Here is a 25,584-nt window from a genome sequence, read left to right as displayed (position 1 = left end):
ATTGCTACAAAATGCAAAAGCTAATAACGCTTTATTAAAAGTTTAATGGCTTTTACCTGTCTCATTTCGAGTATATGAGTTAAAATGTTTACATAACCAACTAACAAGATAGTGAATGTCAAACCAAGATCCAAATCTCAGTCGAGAACAAGAAAAGTACGAAAACCCAGTCCCTAGTCGTGAGTTTATACTTACTCACCTTCAAGAGCGTTCAAAACCTGCTAATTACACGCAACTATGCGAAGAACTCGCGGTCAACGATGAAGAACGACAAATAGCATTTAAGCGCCGACTTCGTGCCATGGAGCGCGACGGGCAATTGTATTTTAATAAATTTAAATGTTATGCCCTGATTGACGAAGCCGGTTTAACCAAAGGCAAAGTTGTCGGTCACAGAGACGGTTTTGGCTTTTTAGAAGTTGAAGGCGAGAGCAAAGACTGGTTTATTGCTAAGCATCAAATGAATATGGTGCTACATGGCGACATTGTTCTTGCGAAAGGCACTAAGCGTGGTTCAGGCTCAAAATGCGATGCCCGTATTATTAAAGTGCTTACTAATGAACGAGCGCCTATTGTTGGCCGTTATTTTGTTGAGCATGGTATTGCCGTTGTGGTTGCTGAAGATCCGCGCATTACTCAAGATATTATTATTTTACCGGGTAACGAAAAAGGCGCACGCCACAACCAAATGGTGCAAGTGCAAATAACTCAAAATCCAAGCCGCAATATGAATGCGGTAGGTAAAGTGATTGACGTACTGGGCGAGCATTTAGCGCCGGGTATGGAAATTGAAGTTGCGCTGCGTAATCACGATATTCCACACGTGTGGCCTGAAGAAGTTGAGCAGCAAGTTGCCCACTTAGGTGAATTTGTTGAAGAAGCCGATAAGCAAGGCCGTGTTGATTTACGCGGCTTACCACTTGTCACTATTGATGGCGAAGACGCTCGCGACTTTGATGATGCAGTTTATTGTGAGCCTAAAAAATCAGGTGGCTGGCGTTTATGGGTAGCCATTGCCGATGTATCCCATTATGTAGGTATGAACACGCCACTTAACAAAGAAGCGATAGAGCGCGGTAATTCAGTGTATTTCCCTGAGCAAGTTATTCCAATGCTGCCAAAAGTATTGTCTAACGGTTTGTGTTCGCTTAACCCTGAGGTTGATCGCCTGTGTATGGTTGCAGAAATGACCGTATCGCAAGAGGGTAAGCTGTCGGGCTATAAGTTTTACGAAGCACTAATGAATTCGCATGCTCGTTTAACCTACACCAAAGTAAATGCCATTTTACAAAATGACGAAAAGCTCCGTAAAGAATACGCAGCTGTAGTGCCACATTTAACTGACTTACAGCAAATGTACATGGCATTAAAAGCAGCACGCCAAGAGCGTGGTGCAATTGAATTTGAAACACTCGAAACCCGTTTTGTATTTAACGCACAGCGTAAAATAGAATCTATTGTGCCAGTTATTCGTAACGATGCGCACAAGCTGATTGAAGAATGTATGATTTTAGCCAATGTATCGGCGGCTAAATTACTTGAGAAACACGAAGCAAGTGCGTTATTTAGGGTGCATGATGAACCTGATAGCGAAAAACTGGGTAACTTTACTCAGTTTTTAACTGAGTTGGGTATTGAGAGCACGCTAAGCGATGAACCTACCCCGAAAGAGATCACTCATGTATTGGCTCGTTTAGGGGACCGTCCTGAAGCTGAACTTATTCAAACTATGCTACTGCGCTCAATGAAGCAAGCGGTATATCAGCCAGATAACATAGGTCACTTTGGTTTAGCATTATCGGCCTACGCACACTTTACCTCGCCAATTCGCCGTTACCCCGATTTAGTGGTACACCGTGCAATTAAAGCGGTATTAAAAGCGCAAGGTCAACAAACGTCAGGTGAATACGCTTACAGCGATGATGAAGTCGATCAACTTGGTGAGCAGTGTTCTACCACTGAGCGCCGCGCAGATGATGCCACCCGTGAAGTAGCTGATTGGCTAAAATGTGAATACATGCAAGATCATGTAGGCACGGAGTTTAACGGGGTTATTTCATCGGTTACTAATTTTGGTTTATTTATTCGTTTAGATGATTTGCAAATTGATGGATTAATTCATGTTACCAATTTAGGTGATGAATACTTCCAACATGATGCGGCTAAACATTGCTTGGTGGGTGAACACACTCATACGGTTTATCGTTTAGGCGATAAAGTAACTGTACAAGTTGCCTCGGTAAGCTTAGATGATCGCCGAATTAACTTAACGCTTAAAGGCGATGTGGCTCAAGATCGTTATGCGCGTCGTCGTGCGCCAAAAAAGAATGCCCCAGCAAGCGTTCGCTCGCAACTTAAAGCCGGTAAAATACCGGGTAAAAAGTCAGCAAGCGACAATAAAAAACCAAAGGGTGGAAAAAAGCCTGCAAGTAAAACTAAGGCAGCGGGTAAGTCTAAAGTAAAAGCGGATGACACCACCGCGAAGAAAAAAACCAAAAAGAAAGCGGTCAAAAAGCCTAAAAGACCAGGTAAAAATGCCCGTAAACGTAGTAGCCCAGGAGCAAACAATTCGTGAGTAATGAATTAATTTTTGGCTTTCACTCTGTTGAAGCAATTTTAGCAAAAGAGCCAGAGCGCTTTATAGAAATATACGCCCTTAAGGGACGTGATGATAAGCGTTTATCGCCTGTGATTGAGCAAGCGCGTCAGTTTGGTATTTCAGTACAGTTTATGCAACGAAAAGCGCTTGATAACAAAGCGAAAGATGAACAGCATCAAGGCATTATCGCCAACGTAAAAGCGGCGAGAGTGTTTAATGAAAAAGATCTCGATGAGATCATTGAACGCGAAGACACGCCATTTTTACTGGTACTTGATGGCATTACCGATCCGCATAATTTAGGCGCTTGCTTACGTAGTGCCGATGCAGCGGGTGTACATGCGGTGATTGTTCCTAAAGACAAATCAGCAAAGCTTAATGGCACAGCACGTAAAGTAGCCTGTGGCGCAGCAGAAACGGTACCGCTTATTCAGGTAACTAACCTTGCACGTACATTACGTGAAATAAAAGACGCGGGCGTTTGGGTTGTAGGTACTGCCGGTGAAACCGACACACATGTATTTGATGCCAGCCTAACAGGCCCAATGGCGATTGTGATGGGTGCTGAAGGCGAGGGCATGCGCCGCTTAACGCGTGAGCATTGTGATGTGCTCGTTAAAATCCCAATGGCAGGCACGGTTTCAAGTTTAAATGTATCAGTAGCAACTGGCATTTGTTTATTTGAAGTGTTACGCCAGCGCGCAGAAACAAATTAAGCCTAAGCGAATCACATAGGCATTAAAAAGCCGAGATTGATTATCAATCTCGGCTTTTTTGTATTTTTAAGTTAGCGCTTTATTAAAAGCTGTAAGAGTAACCCATTTGTACTGAGCGTGGCTTACCAGGTTGAATACCGCCATTTGCGCGGTTAGCAATGTAGGTTTTATCAAACAGGTTATCAACGCTTAGGTATACTTTTTGATTTTCATCAATTAAGTACTTAGCAGCTAAATCCCATACAACACGGCTATCAATCGCATTTAAGCCTGAGTCAGAAAGGTCAGCATGTGCATCCGATACGTAACGTATTTGGCTGTTAACAACAAAGTTATTCACTTCGGCACCAAACGATAAAGCAACTTGGTTTTCTGGTACGTAAGGCATTGCATCGCCTTTTTCTACAGAGCCCCAAATTTCTGAATCAAATGTGTTTTTAAACTCTGAATCAGTGTAGGTGTAAGTCAGTTTAACTGGGAACGCAACTGATGCAGTATTAAACGTACGACCAGCGCTAAATTCAAAGCCTGATACTTCTACTTCACCGTAGTTGTATTGGTCGCCAATGTTGTCGTCGCTACAACCTACTGATGCGGTACAGTTACCATGCATGTTGTCGTAATCAGAGTAGAATGCAATCACTTCACCGTTAAAGCCGTTTGCATTAAAACGAGAACCAAACTCAATGTTGACGCTTTCTTCTTCGTCTTGGTCAGCATTGCCTGGCGCTGCGGGTGCATAACCTTTTTGAATACCGGCAAGTAACGTTACGTTGTCGTTAAGTGTGTAAGTAGCACCTAAAGACGGTACTAAAATTTCAGTATCGTTTGAAATATCTTTCGTTAAGCCTTGGCTACGAGTTGGATCTGATTTAGCCCATTCTTCACGGGTAATAGTAATGTCTTCATAACGCAGACCTGCACTCACAACTAATGCATCCATTGTCCATTCGTCTTGAATAAATAGGGTGCTTGCTTTTGCGCTGTCTAAGCGATTGCTATTAGAGCCAGGTGCGCCTTGCGAAGTAAGAGTCATGCTTAAATCTTGATTAAGCGTGTATTTGTCTTCCCACTGGAAACGATCCATTTCGTCTTCGTGGTAACGTACGCCAACCGTAATGTAGTGATCGCCCGCTGGAATGTGTAATTCAGACTGCACGCCTTTGGCTTGGTAGTCGCGGTTATTAGCTTTAACACCTATGTTTTCGATGCCTTCAGCCGTTGGGTTTGCTTCAAATTCACTGTATTGCTCAAGGTAGCTTTCGCTTACTTTACTGGCTTTGTACCAGTTACGGTGGAAGTCATTTAAGTAAGCGGTTGCTAAAAATTCGTAACCTTCACCAAAGCGGTATGCATAGTTTACTTGGTATGCATTATGACGGGTGTTCATCTCATCATTTTGCGATGCCGCATAACGACGGTTAGGATTTTCTTGGTAATCGGCGTTAGTTAAGCCCATGTATGTTTCGTCTGATGTTTCTTCAGAGTACTTAGCTTTAAACTCAATGTTGTGGGCATCGTTTTCACCAAAGGTATGGCCAAATTTTACCAGTACGTCATTTTTTTCAAAACCAGTGTTGTCATCGCCTACTGGTAATTCTTTAAAACCATCAGCGCCGTAAGAAAACACTTCAATTAAGCCCGCTGTGTTATTTTTTTCTTTAGCGAAGTAAGCGTGACCTTTATAGTAACCATCGCTACCAAGTGCCGCGTCAACCATACCCATAGAGCTATTTGCTTCAGTTGGTAAGCTGCGAGAAAGTAAATTTAATACACCACCGGTAGTGCGCGGGCCATATTTAACTGAGGCAGCACCTTTTAATACTTCAATAGACTCCATACGACCCATAGTTGGGAAGTAATAAGCCGATGGTGCAGAATAAGGAGCCGGTGCAACGAGTACGCCGTCTTCCATTACTGAAATTTTATCGTTACGGCCAGTGCCTGTACCACGCATACCAATGTTAGGACGCAGACCATAGCCATCTTCTTCTTGAACGTATACACCTGGTACTGATGCTAATACGCGAGAAATATCGGTAAATTCGAATTTTTGCAATTCTTCATCAGAGATAAATGTAGCCGATCCTGGAATATCGTTAATTGCTGCTTGTGAGCCAATAACGGTAATTTGTTCAAAGTTGCGTTCAACGCCGCCGGCATCTTTTGCCATTGCTGTAGCACTTAAAGACAGCGCTACGGCTGCAGTTAACGAGGAAACTAAAAATTTATGTGACATTGATTACCCTAAAAATAGTTCAACTACTAAAATTGGCGTAATTTAAACATGTTAACGAATGAGAATCAATATTATTAAGTTTTAGTTATATTTACATTTGCCGTAAAAATACGCTATTTTTATAACATTTTTAACTAAGTGTTTATTCTAATCTTATAAAACTAGGATAATGTATTGGCTGGTGGCGGTTAATTTAACCTGAACTCTGTGTGGGATAGATTTATTATCCAGAGTTCAGGTTATTTAAGCAGTGGGATAGCCTAAGCGCAGCTTAATAAATTCGGCGAGTTTAAATACCGCGTTTTCAGGTTCGCTGGCGGTTTTTACTAAACTAATACCTATGCTACCAAGCGCAGGTAAATGTTTAGTGTGTAAGTGATAGGCTAAATCGTTAGGTACGGTACTTTTTGCGAGCACTGTTATACCTAAGCCTTCTTTTAATGCGGCAATTAAACCGGTTAAATCGGCATTACTGTAAACAATACGATATTTAATGCCTGCTTTTTCAAGCGCCTGAGTTGCTCTGCGTCGGTAAATACAGCCCTCAGGCGCGGTCACTAAGGTTACCGTTTCATTTTGTGCCAGTGATAGGTCGCCCACCCACACTAATTGGTCTTGAATAAAAATAGGGAATTTTTCTGAGTCAAGTTGCTCGTTAAGCGCTAACACTAAATCAAATTGATCTTGGCGCTCATCAGAGAGTAGGTGTTTACTTAAACGTGATTTTACTTCAAGTGATACCTCGGGGTAGAGCGCCACAAAATCGCCAATAATGGAGGGCAAAATACGCGCGGCAAATTCGCTAGGGATCCCCAAGCGCACTTTACCGGTTACACTTTCTGAGGTGAACAACTGCAAAATGGCATCGTTATGCTGCACCATTTGCTTTGCCATCGGCAGTAATAACTCGCCATATTGGTTGAGCACTTGTCGTTGCCCCTGCTTTTTAAATAATTTATAGCCGAGTAAGTCTTCTAAGCGTTTTACTTGTAAGCTCACCGCAGGTTGCGAAAGGCCAAGTAAATCGCCTGCTTTGGCAAATCCACCAACCTCAACCACCATAACAAAAGTTCGTAAACTGTCGGTTGAAATATTTTTCATATTTAAAATTACTATTTATATGGCTATATATATAAGTATTATTTATCAATTGATAAGTAATTACAATTTGTTGTTGTAAGGCTTGCGCAATATACTTTTGCTATTAAAGATTGATAGGTATTTGTTATGACTTTTAACCCGATTATGTTTGCCCGCCATAGCAACGCTAACAGCGCGGTTATTAATGCCTTACAAGCCGATAGCAGTCACGTTGTTATGGACTTTAGTGGTAGTGAAGCATCGGTATTTTTAAGTGCTATTTTAGGTCATGACCTCACCAAACTTACCGCTAGTGGCTTTGGCTTTAAAGGCACACTGGATGGCGATTTAAATTCTGATTTTAGCTACGCCGTTTACTACTTTAGCGAAACGGCCTTTCGATTTGTACTTCCAGTTAATGCTAGCCTGCAATTACAAGCGCTCATTAACGAGCAGCAGCTTAGATACGATATAGACTTTGTGGTACGCACCGACTTAGCGACCTTTACTTTAAAAGGCGACAATGCATTTGATACCTTAGTTGAGGCATTTAAACTAACCCCAGGGTTACGCCTTGCTGATGCGCAGCTTTGCTATGGCGCGCAAAGTGGTGATGTGTTTGTTACTGCAGTAGATCAAAACAACGAACAGCAGTTTATTGTTATTGCTAAAACGGCCACCCTTGATAAGTGGCAACAGTATATGCAGCAACAGGGCTTTAGTGTTACCAACACGCAAGCGGCCTAACGGGTAAAAGTTAAAGATTACAATTTGGTAGGCTTATTAATGGCTACCATGTTATTCCCCCTCATTTAATTGAGGCCACGCCCACACACATGGGTTAATTTAAAAGTGAAGGAATATTATGACTTCTAAAACAGTATTACATGCAAAGCACCTTGAAGCCGGCGCAAAAATGGTTGATTTTCATGGCTGGGAAATGCCAATTAACTACGGCTCACAAATAGAAGAACACAACGCCGTACGTAACGATGCGGGTATGTTCGACGTATCACACATGACCATTGTTGATATTCAAGGTGAGCAAGCACAAGCGTTTTTACGCAAGCTAGTAGCTAACGATGTTGCTAAGTTAACCGTACCAGGTAAAGCGCTTTACACAGGCATGCTTAACGAGCAAGGCGGCGTAATCGACGACTTAATTATTTACTACTTTAGCGAAACATTTTATCGCTTAGTGGTTAACTCAGCGACCCGTGAAAAAGATTTAGCACATTTGGCTAAGGTATCGAGCGATTTTGCTGTAACGGTTACTGAGCGCCCAGAATACGCCATGATTGCAGTTCAAGGCCCTAATGCACGTGCTAAAACAGCCCAGGTATTAAACGCAGACCAGCAAGCTGCAGTAGAAGGCATGAAGCCATTTTTTGGTGTTCAAGCCGGTGATTTATTTATTGCTACAACAGGTTATACTGGCGAAGACGGTTACGAAATTGTAGTACCAAACGAGCAAGCCGCCGATTTATGGCAGCAATTGCTTGATGCCGGTGTGGCGCCAGCGGGCTTAGGTGCGCGCGACACACTGCGTTTAGAAGCAGGTATGAACCTTTACGGCCTAGATATGGACGAAAGCGTATCACCACTGGCAGCTAACATGGCATGGACTATTGCATGGGAGCCAGAAGATCGTGACTTTATTGGTCGTGATGTTTTGGTAAAACAACGTGCAGAAAAAAGTACTCACAAGCAAGTAGGTCTTATTCTTGAAGAAAAAGGCGTACTACGCAGTGGTTCTAAAGTAATTGTTGATGGTGGCGAAGGTGTTATTACATCTGGCACATTCTCACCAACATTGGGCTATAGTGTTGCATTAGCACGTGTACCACGTTCAACTGGCGACACAGCTCAAGTAGAAATGCGTAAAAAATTAGTTAACGTAAAAGTAGTTAAGTCGGGCTTTGTACGTAACGGTAAATCAATAATCTAAATAATTTGGTTATACCAATAAATAAGTTAGCCTTATTTATTGGTATTCTCCCAATCTAAACCAAAGGATGAAAAAAATGAGCAATATCCCTAGCGAGTTAAAATACGCACCTTCACACGAGTGGGTTCGTAACGAAGGCGACGGCACTTACACTGTTGGTATTTCTGAGCATGCACAAGAACTGCTTGGCGACATGGTATTTGTTGAATTACCAGAAGTAGGCGACGAAGTAGATGCTGGCGAAGACTGTGCAGTAGCAGAGTCAGTAAAAGCGGCATCAGACATTTACGCGCCAATTAGCGGTGAAATTGTTGCCATTAACGAAGAGCTAGAAGATGCGCCTGAAACAGTAAACAACGACGCATACGGCGACGGTTGGTTATTCCGTATTAAAGCGTCAGAAGAGTCTGAGTTAGATAACTTATTAGACGCTGAAGGTTACGCGCATACAATTGACGAAGACTAATCGTTAATTAATAAAAGCCCCTCTATGTTAAAACATTGGGGCTTTTATGATTAAAGCGCTTATTTTTCCATACAAAGTAGGCTGCTAAATCATCACATATTTTAATCAATACTAGTTACCCATTAGTATTTGGATCATAGGAATCTGGACACATGTCAAACGCCAAATCTCTTGAACAATTAGAGCAAAAGCAAGATTTTATTCGCCGCCATATTGGGCCAAGCCCAGCGCAAGTAAACGACATGCTTAGCGCTCTTGAAGTATCGAGCGTTGAAGAGCTGATCGGTCAAACTGTACCTGCTGGTATCCGTCTTGAGCAAGGTCTTAATATCGGCGAAAGCCGCACCGAAGTTGAAACACTAAGCTACTTAAAATCAGTAGCAAGCAAAAATAAAGTTTTCAAATCGTATATTGGCCAAGGCTACCACCCAACTCACGTACCGCACGTAATTTTACGTAATGTACTTGAAAATCCGGGTTGGTACACAGCGTACACACCGTATCAGCCAGAGATTGCACAAGGGCGTTTAGAGTCACTATTAAATTTCCAGACTATGACCCTAGATATTACTGGCCTAGATTTAGCAAGTGCCTCACTGCTTGACGAATCAACTGCTGCAGCCGAGGCTATGGGCCTTGCAAAGCGTGTATCTAAAGCTAAAAAGGCCAATGCGTTCTTTATTGCCGACGACGTACACACGCAAACCATTGACGTAGTAAGCACCCGTGCAGAGCAATTTGGTTTTGAAATTATTGTAGGTAAAGCCGCCGATGCTGTGAACCACGATATTTTTGGTGCATTATTCCAATACCCGTCAACATCAGGCGAAATTGTTGACATAACAGACCTAATAGCTGGCGTACAAAGCAAAAAAGCGATTGCCTGTGTAGCTGCCGATATCATGAGCTTATTACTATTAAAAGCACCAGGTAAATTAGGCGCAGATGTAGTACTGGGTTCAGCACAACGTTTTGGTGTACCTATGGGTTACGGCGGCCCACATGCTGCATTTTTTGCAACACGTGATGCATACAAACGTTCATTACCAGGTCGTATTATTGGTGTATCAAAAGACCGTTTAGGTAACGATGCATTACGTATGGCAATGCAAACCCGCGAGCAACATATTCGCCGCGACAAAGCCAACTCAAACATTTGTACTGCGCAAGTATTGCTAGCGAATATGGCTGCGTTTTACGCGGTATACCATGGCCCGCAAGGCTTAAAAACCATTGCACAACGCATTCACCGTTTTGCTGATATTTTAGCAACTGGCTTAAAAGCAAAAGGTGTGGCACTTAAGCACACTACTTGGTTTGACACATTAACAGTGGTTGATGAAAACAAAGCCGACGTGATTGCGCGTGCTGTAGCTAAAGGTGTTAACTTTGCTGCTAACCATGCAGGCGAGTATTCAATTTCAGTATCAGAAACCACAACCCGTGCAGACGTTGCCGAGTTATTTGATATTATTTTAGGCGAAGGCCACGGCCTAAGTGTAGATGCGATTGCCGCTGATGTTGAAGCAAATGGCAGCGAGTCTATTCCTGCAAGCTTAGTGCGTGATGATGAAATACTAACGCATCCAAACTTTAACAGCTATCACAGCGAAACAGACATGCTTCGCTATATTAAGCGCCTTGAAAACAAAGATTTAGCACTTAATCATTCTATGATCTCGTTAGGTTCATGTACCATGAAACTAAACGCGACCGCTGAAATGATCCCAGTTACCTGGCCTGAATTTGCAAACCTTCACCCATTCTGCCCGCTAGACCAAGCAGAAGGTTACCAAATAATGATTAACGAACTACACGATTGGCTAGTTAACATTACCGGTTACGATGCGGTTTCATTGCAACCAAATTCAGGTGCACAAGGTGAATACGCAGGCTTAATCGCTATTCGTAAATACCACGAATCACGAGGGGACGCGCACCGTAACGTATGTTTAATTCCAAGTTCTGCACACGGTACTAACCCAGCTTCGGCACAAATGGCCAGCATGAAAATTGTGGTTGTTAACTGTGATAAAAACGGCAACATCGACATGGAAGACTTAAAAGCGAAAGCTGAAGAAGTCTCTGAAAACCTATCATGTGCCATGGTAACGTACCCATCTACCCACGGTGTATACGAAGAAACTATTCGTGAATTATGTGAAATTGTTCACCAGCATGGTGGCCAAGTTTACATGGATGGCGCAAACATGAACGCCCAAGTAGGTGTTACTAGCCCAGGCTTTATTGGCTCAGATGTGTCGCACTTAAACTTACATAAAACCTTCTGTATTCCACACGGCGGCGGTGGCCCAGGTGTTGGCCCAATTGGTGTTAAATCACACCTTGCGCCATTTATGCCAAACCACAGTGTAATTAACGTACCAGGTACTAATGAAGGAAATGGTGCAGTATCGGCAGCGCCTTACGGCTCTGCAGCTATTTTACCTATTTCATGGGCTTACATTGCGATGATGGGCTCTGAAGGCTTAAAACAAGCGACAGAAATGGCGATTGTAAATGCTAACTACCTAAGCAATGAGCTTAGCAAGCACTTCCCAATTTTATACCGTGGCCGTAACAATCGCGTTGCCCACGAATGTATTATTGACCTACGCCCATTAAAAGAAGCATCAGGCATTACTGAAATGGACGTTGCTAAGCGCTTACAAGATTATGGTTTCCACTCACCAACAATGTCGTTCCCAGTAGCGGGCACATTAATGATTGAGCCAACTGAATCTGAGTCTAAGGGCGAGATTGACCGCTTTATCGAAGCGATGGTATCGATTAAAGGTGAAATTGATAAAATCATTTCAGGCGAATGGTCTATCGAAAACAACCCACTGGTATTTGCACCGCACACACAAGCTGATGTGTTAGGTAATGAATGGGACCGCGCGTATGACCGTTTTTACGCTGCCTTCCCTGTACCAGCAGTAGCTAAAGATAAGTTCTGGCCAACAGTTACGCGTATCGATGACGTATACGGCGACCGTAATTTAGTATGTGCATGTCCTCCGATTGAGACATACCGCGATTAATTTTTGAACTTTAATGGGTAGTAAGTTCCACTGTAGAGTGGGGATTTATCGAAATTATAAAAGCCGTTGCAGCAATGCAGCGGCTTTTTTGTGCGTGGTGATTCGCCATAAATTATATGGGGTAGGTTGGGTAGAGTGAAACGAAACCCAACGATTCTCCAATATCATTACCAACTCTCAAGCACGTAAATATGTATTGTTTGTAGGTTGCTCTTTAGGCATGTGTGATTTAACACAGGAATAATAGGTATCACCGTAGGCGCTGAGATTGCTGGCTTGCGTGGTTTGTAGGTTGGGCTTTAGCCCAAAAAGTTGTATCACCTTGGCTGATTGCTTTTATTGCTAACTTTTGCCTGGATAAATCCGTGACCTAAATTAGAAACCTTATTCAAGGTTTTGTCGCGCTGGCGACGGCAGCCAAAGAGGGGCTGCCGCTGACCCCTCTCTGGACTCTCCCAGCGCACCCGAGCATTACGCTTAATCCTTAAAATAATTAATTGATGTGAACGTAAACGCCATGAAAGCACATCCATGTGCAAGCATGGCTTTCATTTCATCCATGAAATGCATTACTCATCAATTGCTTATTTTCAGGGCGTGATGACGGGGAGGGTGTTAAACGTGAGGTTGGTGTCTGGTCTTGGCGAAACAGAGACCTATATCAAGTGTCCCTTCTTTAATGGTGTAATCCTGTTAAAGAAGGGCTAGTGGCTCTAATAGATCCAAATATTGTTAAATAAAAAACAAAGATATAAGCTATTAAAAATAATGTAATGCTTAAATTTGGAAATTAATTTGTTATCTGATTTAGAACTCCTTATTGAATATCTGCCCTTTATGCCATTAGTTACTTTTGTAGTTTCAATAATAGGGTTGACCGTTGCATTAGTTGCACTAACTGTCGCAATCATAAATGTAAGGCGGAAGTCTGGAATGAGTGTTAAAGGCAGAGTTAGTATTTCAAATAGTGTATATGCTGAAGATGATTACGTAAGTAATATTACTATAGAGAACTGCAAGGACAAAGCTGTCATTATCTTTGAAATATACTTAATGGTAGGTAGAAACTATTACATCGAATTAGAGAGCTTTAGTGAGCCACATATACTCAAAGCTTATGAATCATATGTAGCAAGATATTCTCCTGTAGAGTTTTATGCTTCAGGAATGAAACCTGTAGACTTAAATGACTTAATTAAAGATTCGAAAGTGAAGAAAAGGATAGTTTTATCTACTTCTCAAGGGAGATATGTTGTTAAAGATTGGATTAAGAAATGGGACCCAGTTATTGAACAACTACAAGGTAAAATGACATTAGGCATCCACCCCGTTAGATATGACAATAAGCTTGGCCACTATGGTCTTAATATTAAATATGCAGTTAAATTAATTAATGAGGATGGAAAAAGTATAATTAAACCAATCCGCTTAATAGACATAGATCGCCCAAAGTTCGACGAATTTAGATTAACAAAAAATGCTTTATCATCTAAGGATAATCTAGCGGAATTCATAAATAGTAAAATTGATGAGGGTATTGCTAAGTTCACTTTAGTCGAAGTAATTGATATAGAAGCTGTTAGGCTTGAATCAATTAATAATGGTTATAGTTTTAACAGGCAGACGCTACAATATTACGGTTGGTTTGAGCATGTAGTGAATTGGAGACTTAAAAATTTACTAGCAAAATTAATACTGAGGTTAACAAAAGTTGATAAGGGTACTTACAAAAAAGTTGGTAATGTAGTTGTTGCTGCAATTTTAACCATACTTATTGGTGGTTTTTTAGATAAAACTAGATAGCCTTCTTTTTCTTGTTGGAAGTAGTCTAAAGAGAGTCAAAGGGCTACCCATTAGAAAGTTCATGTTAAGCAGGCAGCTTAATGAACCAAAGGGATCACCCATTAGAAAGTTCCGGTCAAGCAGGCAGCTGTGTTTTCTTGGTATTTCATTTAAAAAACCAAGTGTTCTTACTTTTAAACTCAATTTTATTAAGTGCTTAGTATTGATTAAAAAGTACAATAGTTAAAATTTATTTATTTTGATTTTATATCTACAAGGAAGTTTTTTATATGAGTGATGTAACGCCATTTTTATATATTGCTGTTATGGCTTTTTATTTTTTACACAAAAACGAAGAAGGTAAAATTCTAGTACCGATCTTTGCTTTTGCAGCAATACCGTTATTTAGTAATGACTACTGGCTGTGGTTTAAAGTGAGTATAGGGCTGAGCATCTATGTTTTAATGGTAGAAAAAGCTAAAGCCGGATATACAGGAGGTGGAGCCGTTTCAGCATTTGCTGCATTTTTTATAGGGGCTTATATAGTCAGTGCCATCATGCATACTGTGATGTTTATTGTAGCTGATATTAGTTTTTGATTATTTAAATCCAGATTACTTACCCATTAGATTTACATTAGCTCAATTCTAAAGTTATGTATTTTAGCTTGCTTTTTGAGCTCGTAAAATATAATTTAGGTACAACATAGACTAAATTAAAAGGAATTAACTATGATAAATCTACCTACATGGAATACTCTACAGAAAAACTATCCTGCACTGCCTGCGCCAGCTGTTTTTAAAAAAATAGGTGGTAAAGTGGAATTAAATCATGATATTGGTGTTTTTAATAACGCATGCGCAACACGAATCTCTCTCGCTTTAAATAGTGCAGACTCTACTCATAAGATTCCTTACTACAAAGCTATCGGTCCCAATGGAAAATTTGAAGGGCAGGTTTCTTCTGGAAAAAATAAAAACTGGTATATTTTTCGAGTAAAAATACTGATTAAGTATTTAACAGAGAAGTACGGTAATCCAGATATGTATAAACCAGCAATACATGAAAAAGAGCTAAACGGTCGTAAAGGTATTATTATTTATGAAGTAAATGGTTGGTCTGACGCTACTGGACATGCAGATTTATGGGATGGAAGTAAATGCGTTTATAAAGGTTACGGTAGCCAGTCAAATAACGTTTTATTTTGGGAAGCACCGTGATGTCGAAGTTTAAGGTAATAGGGGTTTTTTTATTATTAACCTTGAGCTTTTCATGCTCATCTATGCCAGAGAGAAGTAAAGAACCACTGATGGATTTTGCTAGTGCAAATTGCTTTTTTTGGTACTTCAAAGATAATAACATTCCTACTAATGATATTAGTAAAATAACGGGTGGAATTGTTGAAATGAGTGGCTATTCGGCTAATAAGTTTCAACAGGTTGCGTTGCTGGTTAAAAATTACTCGCCTCAATTGAAAACCAAGCATGAAGTTGATATTCAACTGGCAAAATGCTTTTTATTAAAAGATGATGAAAGTTTCATAAAAGAGCTTCAAACCATAAGTGAATCTTAATTAACTTTATAAATTTTTCTTTTTTAATATGGAGATCAGGTCTTAATCTTTAGAATGATCTCCATGAAGAACTAAAAAACGAAATGAGTCACCCATTAAAAACTACTGGTCAAACAGGGCACTTTGATTTCTTAATATTTTTATTCAAAAAGCCAAGCCTCCCTATTTTTTAAACTCAATTTAACATGCCCCAAAACCTAAAAAGGTCTGGGCCATATTGGAACTTCGCTGACAGGTGTTTAGGCCAATACAAAGATTGTAAAAGCATACACAGAAGGAAATGAGCAAACTTGTACCAAGGCTAAGTATGTTGAGACAAAGCCAAAGGTGCTGGATTAGGCGTTAGTGGAGGTTATTCTGGAGGGGTTGCAGGCGAGTTAATATATGAGGTTATTGAAAAGTAATGGAGCCTATTAAGTTGTGGTTTTTAACTCTGTTTCTTACATCTGCGGGTCTTTTCTTTTTTATAATATTACCAATGTTAATAGCTATAAAAGATAAAAAAACACGGTTGGTAGAGGATGTTCTAGATGATGGAAATCGTTTTTACTCATTAAATATCATAACTGCTGGTAGCGGAGCATTGCACTACGGTTCTATATTTCTATTCGATTGGTATGCTAGGCGTTATAAGGTAATAGAGGAGAGAGAAAAGGTACCCAAAAATTTGCAGATGTGGTTTAAGCTTTATTATATTTTGTTTATAACATTTAGCCTTATGTTTTTATTAGCATGCTTAATGGCCTACTTTGTTTAGATTAACTGCTTTTCTTTTTTGTTGATTAAATAATGGATCTGATATTTTTTGGTGTTGGCTTAAGTGTTATTTTTATCATTCTTTTACCTTTAGCTTTTTATTTAAAAGCAAAAAAGCTCAGAACGGTTGAAGATATTTTAGAGCATGGAAATCGCTACTATTCCCTAAATATTTTTATGGCGCTTCATGGTTTACTTCATTATGGCAGTGTATTTTTATTTGATTGGTATGCAAAACGGTATAATTTATTAAGTGATAGAAACAAGGTACCAGCTCACGTCTCTAGATTATTTAAAGTGTATTTTGTAATTTTTATGCTTTGCGCACTATTAATGTTTTCATCTGTATTATTTGAATAATGGCTTTAGGTGATGGTCAGTGAAATGAGAGCTACTAGCTTACAGAGTCATTCAATATTAAAACTAAAATACAGCTTAGTCTGTGCTTTAGCTATTGTATCAAGCGTTATTAGCTACTCATCATTAGCATTTACAATATTAGTTATGCTTTGGCCTTATGATACTGTAAATGAGCTAGGGCCTAGGGCTATCGGGTTTTTTATTGGCATATGTGTGTTTATCTTTCTTGGGGCGCTCATATCTACTGGTAGAAGCTGGGTTATTAAAGTTTACCGCTTAGTTGCTGGGTGCTCTATAGCTGTGTCCCTAGTTTATATTTTAGGTTTAACATTTGAGCAAAAAAGTGAACGTTTATTTAATGGTTTAGAACTTTCATTTTTATTTATTATTTTTAATTCATTTATATTGCTACTTTTTAAAAGTAAGTATTTAAAGGTGAGTGTTAATGTTACTAAAAGGCTTAAAAGACGGCAAAAAAAGCAAATGGAGTACTTAAAAAACTTTAGTCACAAAAACAAATGAGAGTAACCCAAATCGGTATTTGTAACGTGTACGGCGACCGCAATCTATTTTGCTATGTCTTCGGGCTCACACATACGAGACTAACACTTATCAAAGCTACAAAAGCCGTTGCAGCAATGCAACGGCTTTTTTGTGTGTAGTGATTAATGTTAATTATATAAACGTAGGTTGGATAGAGTTAAACGAAACCCAACAAATCACAAATATGCTTACTCGTTCACAAACCAAGAGTATGTGTTATTTATTGTGGGCGTTTAGCTTGCTGGCACGCGGGCGCATGCTCTAATAGATGTTTGAGATTACTATTACAGATAATGTGAATGCGTCTCGCATCTTTAGAAATTAGAAACCTTACTCAATTTTTGTCGCTGAGGTGACGACAGCTAAAACGGGGATGCTGTGCCCTCGCTATTCGCGAACTTATTCTTATATTGCGACACAATATTGAGTTAGACATCGTTGTAATTTAGCCCGATCTTATAATAGAAAGGAATGCTGAAAATACATTTAAATATTATAAAGCAATAATAAGTTATCGTTTTGCGGTAATTTTAATTGTTTTTTTAGTTTTTGAGTGTCATAGTGATTTTTTAATAGAAGGAACTTAAAATGAAACGCGAGTTACTTACTCTTGCTACTATAGTGTTAGTTGTGCTGCAAACTGCATGCACAACAATTTCGATTGAAGAGTCAAATTTTCTGAACCCAGATCAAAAAGTACAGATTACAAAGCTGCGTAAAATTGAGCAAACAGCGACAACAGAAGATATAACTATAAATGGGTTTGACGATGTGACGTTGAGTGGCACCTTGATAAAGGTTGATGATGCGCAAGCAACGGTTATTTATTTTGGTGGTAATCAATTTCGTGTAAGCGTTGCTGGAGGTAAACCTGCACAACAAATATTGCCAATGAATGTAAATATCTTAATGGTTGATCATCGAGGTTACGGTAATAGTGAGGGCACGCCGACAATTGAAAACTTAAAGCGTGATGCATTGTCAGTTTATGATTATGTTGCAACCCGTACAGATTTAAAAAGCACTCCGACTATTTTACATGGACACTCTTTAGGCAGCATGATTGCAGGGTATGTTGCAAGTGAGCGGCCCGCGGATGCGCTAGTACTTGAAGGAAGTATTACTAATGTAAAGCAAATGACATCGCAACGTATGCCTTGGTTTGTAAAGCCATTTGTAGAGGTTAATTTTAGTGATGAGCTAGCTAGAGTTGATAATTTAAAGGTAGTGGAATCATTTACTGCTCCGCTTTTAATAATTACCGGAGAAAATGATACTCAAACACCTCCTGCTTTAGCTGAAACTTTATACCAACATGCACTTTCAAAGCAAAAGCAATTATATATTGTAAAGGGTAAGCACCATGGTAATGCATTGACTGGTGATAAGTTACAGCTACATTATCAGCGATTAGTAATGCAGTTAAAAGCAAAGAAATCTTAAAATGAAAAGAATAGTAATGATGAGTAACGTAATATTAGCGTTACTTTTTTTGACCCTAACTACTTTATTGATTACCGCCGTTGTATTGTTACTTAATGGCAGTGATGTTTTAAACTTTACTCAAGCTAACGGTACTCACTTGTGGATAGGGCTTGAAGTTACCGGTTCTTGGAAAAGTACTGCAAGCACATTAACGGCAAACAGTTTTAATGCAATGACGTGGTTAGCGTTACCGCAAATGTTGCCATACATTATTGTAAATCTGATTTTAATTCGCTTATTTATGCTTTACCGTAAAGGATTGTTTTTTAACTTAAAGAATATTCAATGCTTTAAATGGCTTGGTGGCTTATTATTACTGCAATTTATATTTGTGGCTTTTTATCCCGCGTTGTTGGTAACACTGCTCAATATGTTCTCAGGTAGTGAGCTTAAACGAGCTGTAGTGATTCAAGACACCGATATCATAGGCTTTATAGTTGGGCTTATTATTTATGTTATTGCATGGATAATGAAACAGGCGCAACAGCTGCAACAAGAGCAAGAGTTAGTAATTTAATGGCAATAATAATTGATTTAGATGTGATGCTCGCAAAGCGTAAAATGAAGTCGGCAGAGCTTGCTGAAGCAATTGGGATTACCCCACAAAATTTATCTGTATTAAAATCGGGCCGTGCAAAGGCTGTACGATTTACAACGCTTGACGCTATTTGCAAATACTTAGATTGCCAACCTGGTGATATTTTACGCTTTGAAGTTGATATTGACTAAGTCGCATACTGACTAGTAAAAATGCCCCCTTTAGGGTTTGACCCCGTTTCACTCTCCTCTTCTATAACTAATTGTTTAACAGTACCTAATTTAGGATTAGTATTAGTTACTACTTAAAACAATAATAAAATAAGTGCTAGAAATAGCCTTTAAAAAAAGAGGTATTCATGGAAGATCTATTTATAGGTTTATTTGCAAATGTCGGCGTTATATTACTTTTAGTTTTGATATTAAGAGCAATTAAAAAAGTTGATTTAAATCTAATGTGGTCTTTGATTTCGTTAGGTATTTTAGTTTGCTACTTTTTTGCTTTGTTTAAAGGTGGAAAGGTTATCCCCTTGGATATGCTTTTTCCTGATATGTCGTGGAATTGGTCTGGAAAAGTAGCGGCAATAATCCTTTGGTTAGTCGTACTATTGGCTTTAGTTAAATTTAAAGCTAACTTTCGTATTGCGGATGCTGGTTTTACTTTTAGGCAAAATGAAAACTCTATAAAACCCGCTTTTACAGTTATGTGCTTGTTTATCATTTTACAGATAGTTGTATCACTTTTTTGGAGTGGTGAACCTAATTATGATTTAGAAACCTTACTTTATCAGGCAACAATGCCTGGCTTTGATGAAGAGCCAATGTTTAGAGGGATTCTTTTATTTTGTATATCTTTGGCAATCATATCAGAACGCTATAATTTAGGTGGTGCGTCAATTAACATTGCAGGGTTGCTCTTAGTGGTGTTATTTGGACTAGTTCATGGGGTTATGTTTAATGGTGGAGAGTGGCACTTTTCTTTCCCCGCTATTTTATTAACAGGTGGCTACGGCTTTATTTTACTTTGGCTAAGAGAGCGCACAGGGAGTTTGGTGTTTCCTATTTTAGCCCATAATAGTGTTAACTTTGTTGGGCAGCTAATCTAATTAAAAGTTTAATTTAAGAGAGGTAAAATCTTGTGTAAGTTTTTACCTCCTCACCGGCAGCAGCCAAAAGGGCTCGTTTGCAGGTGACCACAAGTCATTCATGCCTGCAATTTGAGCTCCTTTTATTACCTATGCTTTTAGTGGTTTGTACTGCTAAACCTGCTGCCGAACACTACTCAGCTTGAAAGCATGAGAAGCCCAGTACTTACACTTTAAACTGTTGTACCAGTTTTAATAAGTTATTGCCTAGTATTGCCATTTCGTTACTTGCTGTTGATGTTTGCTCAGTTGCAGCTGATGATTGCTCTGTCACTTGTTTAATATTAACAACGTTGCGGCTGATCTCATCTGCGACCACGGCTTGTTGTTCAGCGGCTGAGGCTATTTGCGCGTTCATATCATTAATTGCGCTGCTGTAGTCATTGATTGTTCGCAGGGTTTCACCTGTTTTACTCACTTTTTCAACAACTAAGTCTGTTTGTTGTTGGCTTTTGGTCATTACCTCAATGGCGGTTAATATTCCGGATTGAAACTTATCGATCATTTGTTCTATGTTGGTGGCCGACTCTTTAGTTCGTTGTGCTAAGGTTCGTACTTCATCAGCAACGACTGCAAAACCTCTGCCTTGCTCACCCGCTCTTGCGGCTTCAATGGCGGCATTTAATGCCAATAAGTTTGTTTGTTCAGATACGCCTTTAATAACATCTAATATGGTACTTATATTTTCGCTGTCGGCTTGTAGCTTTTCAATTGCAGAGGCGGATTGATTAATTTCTTTAGTAAGGTTATCAACCGCGTGAACTGTTTCGTTCACCATGCTTTCACCGGCTTTAGCATTATTATTTGAATCACTTGCTGAACTGGCTGCATTTTCTGCGCTATTTGCAACGTCTTGAATTGTTGCATTCATTTGCGTCATAGCGGTGGCAACTTGTTGCGTTTCATCATGCAGCTTTTTAACTGCTGCACTTGTGGTGTTACTAACTATTGAAAGCTCTTCGGAAGTTGATGCAACCTGAGTGGTTTCGGATGCCACTGAGGTTATTGTGGTGCGAATTTTAGCAACAAATTTATTAAATGCGCGGGCAACGTCGCCGGTTTCATCTTTTGATGAATCGTCGACTGTTACGGTTAAATCACCTTCGCCATCGGCAATATCGTTCATTCTATGTGAAAGGCGATTAAGTGCGCCGGTAATTCTCGAAGAGATAAAAATGGCAATAACAATACCTGCGATTAAGCCTACAAGGGTAATTACAAGCATTAAGCTATATGCAGAGGAGTGCCGTGCTTGAGCTTCTAACTCGTCATTTGCCATATCTTGTTCGATTGCATTTACTAAATTAGCCATTTGAGAAATGGCTAAATCGTTTAGCCTCCTGCCTTCATTTTTAGATAAGACTATTGCTTTGTCGTTTAAATCAGCTCTTGCTAGATCACGAATTTGAAGATTTACCTCAATATATTCATCCCATGTCGCGGCAAATTCATCGAGTAAACGTTTACCGTTGTCATTGACTAAATTGCGAAGAGTTGCACGTCGCTCTAGCATTTCATCTCGCGTTTGAGCTATGAAGTCGGCGTATTCATCCATGGCTGCTTTTGAGTCTGCCAAAATTATATTTTTTTCAGCTCGAGATACAGCTAAAGCGCCTTGATTGACTCTAGCTGCCAGTTTTACTTTTTCAGCTGAAACATTAATTATTTTACTCATCTGATCATTCATTATGGAAAGGTTATATATACCAATCCCAGCAGTAACAATTAGCATGATGATTATTAGACTAAAACTCGCTAATAATTTTGCTTTAATTGAAGTGAAACCAATCTGATTTAAATTTGAGATCATTTTTAAATTCCTTTTGGCAGTCCATTTATCGACTTGTATCTTTGAAAAATAACAGGTTCGTTGTAGCACCACTAATTAATAAACTGTAGAACAAAAATTTAATAAATAAAGGTTGGTTTTTAATCAGGTTAATTGTGTTATTTTTGATAGACGAGAGAGTTATGAACTTTATTTATTATAATTCCCCGACTTTAATGATTAATATTTTATAAATAAAAGTGTGATGTTTTGGGGTGTTTTTTCTTTTTTATTAAATAGTTAGGTTTTCAAGACTACTTTTTAAATTATCACCGCTTAGGGCTAAACAGTGATAATTGAGAATGAAAAGTCAGCCAGCGAGTAAGGAATTGAGCTGACTTGACTGTATTTAACGTTTACTCTGCCGCATGGGGTAAAACAAATGAGAGTGTGGCTAAATGCTCGGTTTTATCAAATACATTTAAATTCGTGCTTTTTTCGTCGTAGATTGCGGCTATTACGTTTAAGCCTTGGTTACGCAATGGCAATGTGACCAAGCCGTCATCATTACTAACTATTGCTTCTTGATCTGGATCGTTTACTAAATCATTGATTACTTTAGCACCTTGAACAGCTTTACTATTGAAAGTTATGCGGTAACTAACCATAGCTCCTTTTTGATCTGAAAATTCTTCGCCTACAGGAAGAATTTGCAATTGCTGATTTTTAAGCGCAGGTACTTGGGTAAGCGGGCCACGTAAATGTACTGCGTACTTTTTAGTATGTTCGCTTAATAGTGCATTGGGGATTGCATCTCGACCTTTAGCAAACCATTTACCTTCCTTTGTTTTACTCCACAACCCATTATCGAGCATGCCAGTAACCGCATAAACGGTTTTATCATTTAGTAGCATCATAGGCCCTGACTCAACAAGCTTTACGTTTTGTTGTTGCCAGTTTTTGTTATAGCCAGTAATGCTTTTAATTTTATTTTGTCGTTTTACGGTATCTAAATCTTGTGCGCCTTCGCCATATATAAAGGCCAACTGTGATGAGCGCTCTGCAAACCATATTGCATGAGCCTGTGTTTGTTCGCTGTATGCGCTTGATATTGATGTGACTAATGCCATGCAGGCGAAAGGTAATATTTTCATTTTTTTCTCTAAATTTTAGGAGGTATTTATTTTTCGATGTTGAATACGTTTAATTCAAAAAGAAAAAACAGCCTCTAATAACTTTGTAAAATTTGTTGCTGTAGGGTAGCTCTTTTTATTCTATTTGTATATTATTGCAAATAACAATAATTACCATTTGTATTTCATGTTTATTTAATCGGCTTTACTAAAAAAATTTTAGTAAAAACTTAACCGATTAAGCTTGCGTGATATCTAAGAGATAGAATGAACTTAATAAATCGATACCAAATATCTGCCATATCAATTGCTATAAGTACCATTTTAGCGCCTTCTGTATACGCAGCTTCAGCGTCAGCTAACATAGAGAAAATAGCGGTTACGGGTGTTAGACAAGCTTTTCGTGGCGATGTGCCCTTAAGCGAGCAACCACAAAGTATTGAGTTTATATCAGCAGAAAACCTCGATGACGCAGGAGTGACTACACTCACAGATATATTTGATCTAACGCCGAGTATTTCTGAACAAAATGATTTTGGTGGATTGTGGGAAAGCTTTGCAATACGTGGCTTAGTAGGCGATGAGAATATTCCTTCAGGCTTTTTAATTAATGGCTTTTCATCGGGTCGAAGTTTTAGCGGTACCCGCGATACCAGTAATATTGATTATGTAGAAGTGATGAAAGGGCCTGGCTCTGCTCTTTATGGTCGCTCTGAGCCTGGCGGTACTATTAATATCATCACTAAAAAGCCACAGTTTGAAGAACAAGGCTCTTTGAAAGTATCTGCAGGGAGTTGGCAGAGTTATCGCGCTGAAGGTGACTACACTAATGCTATTACCAATGAACTCGCTTTTAGAGTAAATGGTGCAATTGAAGACGGTGAGGGTTTTAGAGACTACCACGAAAATAAAAAAACGGTGATCACACCTTCAATTCTTTGGTTAATATCCGACACAACAAAATTAAATTATGAACTAGAGTATGTTGATCAGAGTGTGACGTTTGACCGTGGGATTGTTGCCCTAGACGGGAAGATAGACGCATTACCTATTGAAACGTTTTTAGGTGAGCCAAGCGATAAACCAACAGAGGTTGATGCGATTTCTCATCAACTGACTTTTGAGCATCAAATAGGGAAATGGTCACTTTTAAATGGGCTTAGCTATAGCGATTCTAAATTTATAAGCGAATCGAGTGATGCTGAACTCGCTCCTAGCAGGCAGGTTTATTTTACTGATGGCGAAACTTTAAGTCGGCAACATAACGAGCGTGATTTTCAAACTAAAAATATTTCAGCCCGCACTGAGCTAAGTGGCAGCGTTACTGCTGCTGGGTTTACCCATCATTTATTAATAGGTGCCGATGCCAGCAAGTTTGATTTTGATAAACTTTGGTATAGATATCGCCCTACGCTTGAGGATACGCGCTATGCCATTAATATGTATAACCCCGTGTATGGGCAAACAGCACCCGAAGGCTCACTTTTATTCAACAGCACTGAAGTACAGCATAGCTACGGGATTTATATTCAAGATCAAATCGACGTCACTGAGCAGTGGAAAGTACAAGTAGGCGGTCGTTATGATTGGTTTGATCAGCAAATAGATAATCATATTAATCAAAGTCAGTCTAAAAGCAATCAGAGTACATTCAGCCCACGAGTAGGCTTAGTGTATGCTTTCTCAGACGATATACAGTATTACAGCAGTTACTCTGAAGGTTTTAGGCCAAACAGTGGTTACGATATAAATGGTGATGCATTTGAGCCAGAATCAACAACCTCTATTGAGGCGGGTGTTAAATTTAGCACCGATACCCTAAATGGTAGCTTTACTGTATTTAGCGCCGAAAAAAGCAATATGTTGACCACAGATTTACAAGCAGGCGTGTCGACGGCGTTAGGTGAGGTAACTAGCGAAGGCGTTGAGTTTGATTTACACGGTTATATTACAGAGCGCACCTCATTTGATTTGGCCTATACCTACACCGATGCAAAAACAGCAAACGACACGGTTAATACAGATTGGTGGGTAAAATTACCAAAAGGTAGCCCTTTACTTAATATTCCTAAACACAGTGCAAATGCACGTATTAAAAGAGAATTGAATGATTTAATCGATTTAAATGCACGCGTTGGTATAGCTGTTCAGTATGAGGGGGAGCGCTTAGGTGAAACTATAGACCCTACGTATTACTTACCTTCGTATACACTGGTGAACCTGTTCGCAACTTACAACGTTAATGAAGATGTGATTGTACAACTGAACATTAATAACGTGCTGGATAAAGAATATTACTCAAATTCTTACTCTGCAATTTGGACTCAACCAGGTGAGCCAGTTAATTATAAGCTGAGCTTAAAATATAGCTTTTAACTCATCCTTGGGGCAGGCTTAAAGATGCTTGCCC

Annotated in this window: 21 protein-coding genes; 17 read left to right on the top strand and 4 right to left on the bottom strand. The window is 39.4% G+C overall.

Annotated features, from left to right (window positions below; all coding sequences use genetic code 11):
• Positions 1-115 precede the first annotated feature (115 nt).
• Both rnr and rlmB read left to right on the top strand, forming a co-directional pair.
• Complete coding sequence (gene rnr / locus DK924_RS12595; protein WP_109875345.1) at positions 116-2,575, top strand: ribonuclease R; 2,460 nt, start codon at positions 116-118, stop codon at positions 2,573-2,575.
• Complete coding sequence (gene rlmB / locus DK924_RS12590) at positions 2,572-3,315, top strand: 23S rRNA (guanosine(2251)-2'-O)-methyltransferase RlmB (protein WP_008112440.1); 744 nt, start codon at positions 2,572-2,574, stop codon at positions 3,313-3,315. Before rnr ends, rlmB begins: the two co-directional genes overlap by 4 nt.
• An 82-nt stretch (positions 3,316-3,397) precedes the next feature.
• Here the strand turns inward: rlmB and DK924_RS12585 are convergent, their stop codons facing one another.
• Positions 3,398-5,554, bottom strand: a complete 2,157-nt coding sequence (locus DK924_RS12585) for a TonB-dependent receptor domain-containing protein (RefSeq protein ID WP_010390740.1) — start codon at positions 5,552-5,554, stop codon at positions 3,398-3,400.
• Positions 5,555-5,797: 243 nt separating this feature from the next.
• On the bottom strand, positions 5,798-6,655 hold the full coding sequence (locus tag DK924_RS12580; protein ID WP_008465324.1) for a LysR family transcriptional regulator: 858 nt from the start codon (positions 6,653-6,655) through the stop codon (positions 5,798-5,800).
• 126 nt (positions 6,656-6,781) lie between these two features.
• Between DK924_RS12580 and DK924_RS12575 the strand changes: the two genes are divergently transcribed.
• The 14 genes from DK924_RS12575 to DK924_RS12505 all read left to right on the top strand — a co-directional run bounded on the left by DK924_RS12575 (position 6,782) and on the right by DK924_RS12505 (position 20,234).
• Positions 6,782-7,381, top strand: a complete 600-nt coding sequence (locus DK924_RS12575; RefSeq protein ID WP_109875344.1) for a hypothetical protein — start codon at positions 6,782-6,784, stop codon at positions 7,379-7,381.
• A 118-nt stretch (positions 7,382-7,499) separates the two neighbouring features.
• A complete protein-coding gene (gcvT, locus tag DK924_RS12570) occupies positions 7,500-8,582 on the top strand; it encodes a glycine cleavage system aminomethyltransferase GcvT (protein WP_008112433.1) in 1,083 nt (360 codons plus the stop codon).
• A gap of 76 nt (positions 8,583-8,658) precedes the next feature.
• Entirely contained in the window at positions 8,659-9,048 is a 390-nt protein-coding gene (gcvH, locus tag DK924_RS12565; protein ID WP_008112430.1) for a glycine cleavage system protein GcvH, read from the top strand.
• A 152-nt stretch (positions 9,049-9,200) separates the two neighbouring features.
• On the top strand, positions 9,201-12,092 hold the full coding sequence (gene gcvP / locus DK924_RS12560; protein WP_109875343.1) for an aminomethyl-transferring glycine dehydrogenase: 2,892 nt from the start codon (positions 9,201-9,203) through the stop codon (positions 12,090-12,092).
• A 795-nt stretch (positions 12,093-12,887) separates the two neighbouring features.
• Positions 12,888-13,895, top strand: a complete 1,008-nt coding sequence (locus DK924_RS12555) for a hypothetical protein (RefSeq protein WP_109875342.1) — start codon at positions 12,888-12,890, stop codon at positions 13,893-13,895.
• A 269-nt stretch (positions 13,896-14,164) separates the two neighbouring features.
• On the top strand, positions 14,165-14,473 hold the full coding sequence (locus DK924_RS12550; RefSeq protein ID WP_109875341.1) for a hypothetical protein: 309 nt from the start codon (positions 14,165-14,167) through the stop codon (positions 14,471-14,473).
• A gap of 132 nt (positions 14,474-14,605) precedes the next feature.
• On the top strand, positions 14,606-15,094 hold the full coding sequence (locus DK924_RS12545; RefSeq protein ID WP_109875340.1) for a type VI secretion system amidase effector protein Tae4: 489 nt from the start codon (positions 14,606-14,608) through the stop codon (positions 15,092-15,094).
• Positions 15,094-15,447, top strand: coding sequence for a hypothetical protein (locus tag DK924_RS12540; RefSeq protein WP_146199369.1), 354 nt, complete (start codon positions 15,094-15,096; stop codon positions 15,445-15,447). Before DK924_RS12545 ends, DK924_RS12540 begins: the two co-directional genes overlap by 1 nt.
• Before the next feature lie 789 nt (positions 15,448-16,236).
• The gene (locus DK924_RS12530; RefSeq protein WP_028834407.1) at positions 16,237-16,563 is read left to right on the top strand and encodes a hypothetical protein; all 327 of its coding nucleotides are present in this window, start codon (positions 16,237-16,239) and stop codon (positions 16,561-16,563) included.
• Positions 16,564-16,587: 24 nt separating this feature from the next.
• Positions 16,588-17,085: a hypothetical protein gene (locus tag DK924_RS12525; RefSeq protein WP_181388775.1), complete on the top strand. Its 498-nt coding sequence runs from the start codon at positions 16,588-16,590 to the stop codon at positions 17,083-17,085.
• Between the two features lie 609 nt (positions 17,086-17,694).
• Positions 17,695-18,549, top strand: coding sequence for an alpha/beta hydrolase (locus tag DK924_RS12520; RefSeq protein WP_109875336.1), 855 nt, complete (start codon positions 17,695-17,697; stop codon positions 18,547-18,549).
• A gap of 1 nt (position 18,550) precedes the next feature.
• Positions 18,551-19,108 carry a DUF2975 domain-containing protein gene (locus tag DK924_RS12515; protein ID WP_036949813.1) on the top strand — a complete coding sequence of 186 codons (558 nt, stop codon included), beginning with the start codon at positions 18,551-18,553 and terminating at the stop codon, positions 19,106-19,108.
• On the top strand, positions 19,108-19,320 hold the full coding sequence (locus DK924_RS12510) for a helix-turn-helix transcriptional regulator (RefSeq protein ID WP_010390771.1): 213 nt from the start codon (positions 19,108-19,110) through the stop codon (positions 19,318-19,320). The genes DK924_RS12515 and DK924_RS12510 overlap by 1 nt, the downstream gene beginning before the upstream one ends.
• Positions 19,321-19,487: 167 nt before the next feature.
• Positions 19,488-20,234: a type II CAAX prenyl endopeptidase Rce1 family protein gene (locus DK924_RS12505; protein WP_054202291.1), complete on the top strand. Its 747-nt coding sequence runs from the start codon at positions 19,488-19,490 to the stop codon at positions 20,232-20,234.
• A 205-nt stretch (positions 20,235-20,439) separates the two neighbouring features.
• Here the strand turns inward: DK924_RS12505 and DK924_RS12500 are convergent, their stop codons facing one another.
• Positions 20,440-22,083, bottom strand: a complete 1,644-nt coding sequence (locus tag DK924_RS12500; RefSeq protein ID WP_109875335.1) for a methyl-accepting chemotaxis protein — start codon at positions 22,081-22,083, stop codon at positions 20,440-20,442.
• Positions 22,084-22,457: 374 nt separating this feature from the next.
• Complete coding sequence (locus DK924_RS12495; RefSeq protein ID WP_109875334.1) at positions 22,458-23,195, bottom strand: DUF4198 domain-containing protein; 738 nt, start codon at positions 23,193-23,195, stop codon at positions 22,458-22,460.
• A gap of 246 nt (positions 23,196-23,441) precedes the next feature.
• Here DK924_RS12495 and DK924_RS12490 point away from each other — a divergent pair, with 246 nt between their 5' ends.
• Positions 23,442-25,550: a TonB-dependent siderophore receptor gene (locus DK924_RS12490; RefSeq protein ID WP_109875333.1), complete on the top strand. Its 2,109-nt coding sequence runs from the start codon at positions 23,442-23,444 to the stop codon at positions 25,548-25,550.
• Positions 25,551-25,584: the final 34 nt, after the last annotated feature.

Source organism: Pseudoalteromonas sp. meg-B1, assembly GCF_003173795.1.
GTDB lineage: Bacteria > Pseudomonadota > Gammaproteobacteria > Enterobacterales > Alteromonadaceae > Pseudoalteromonas > Pseudoalteromonas undina.
Note: the sequence above shows the minus strand (reverse complement) of the source record. Positions and strands in the feature narration are given on the sequence as shown.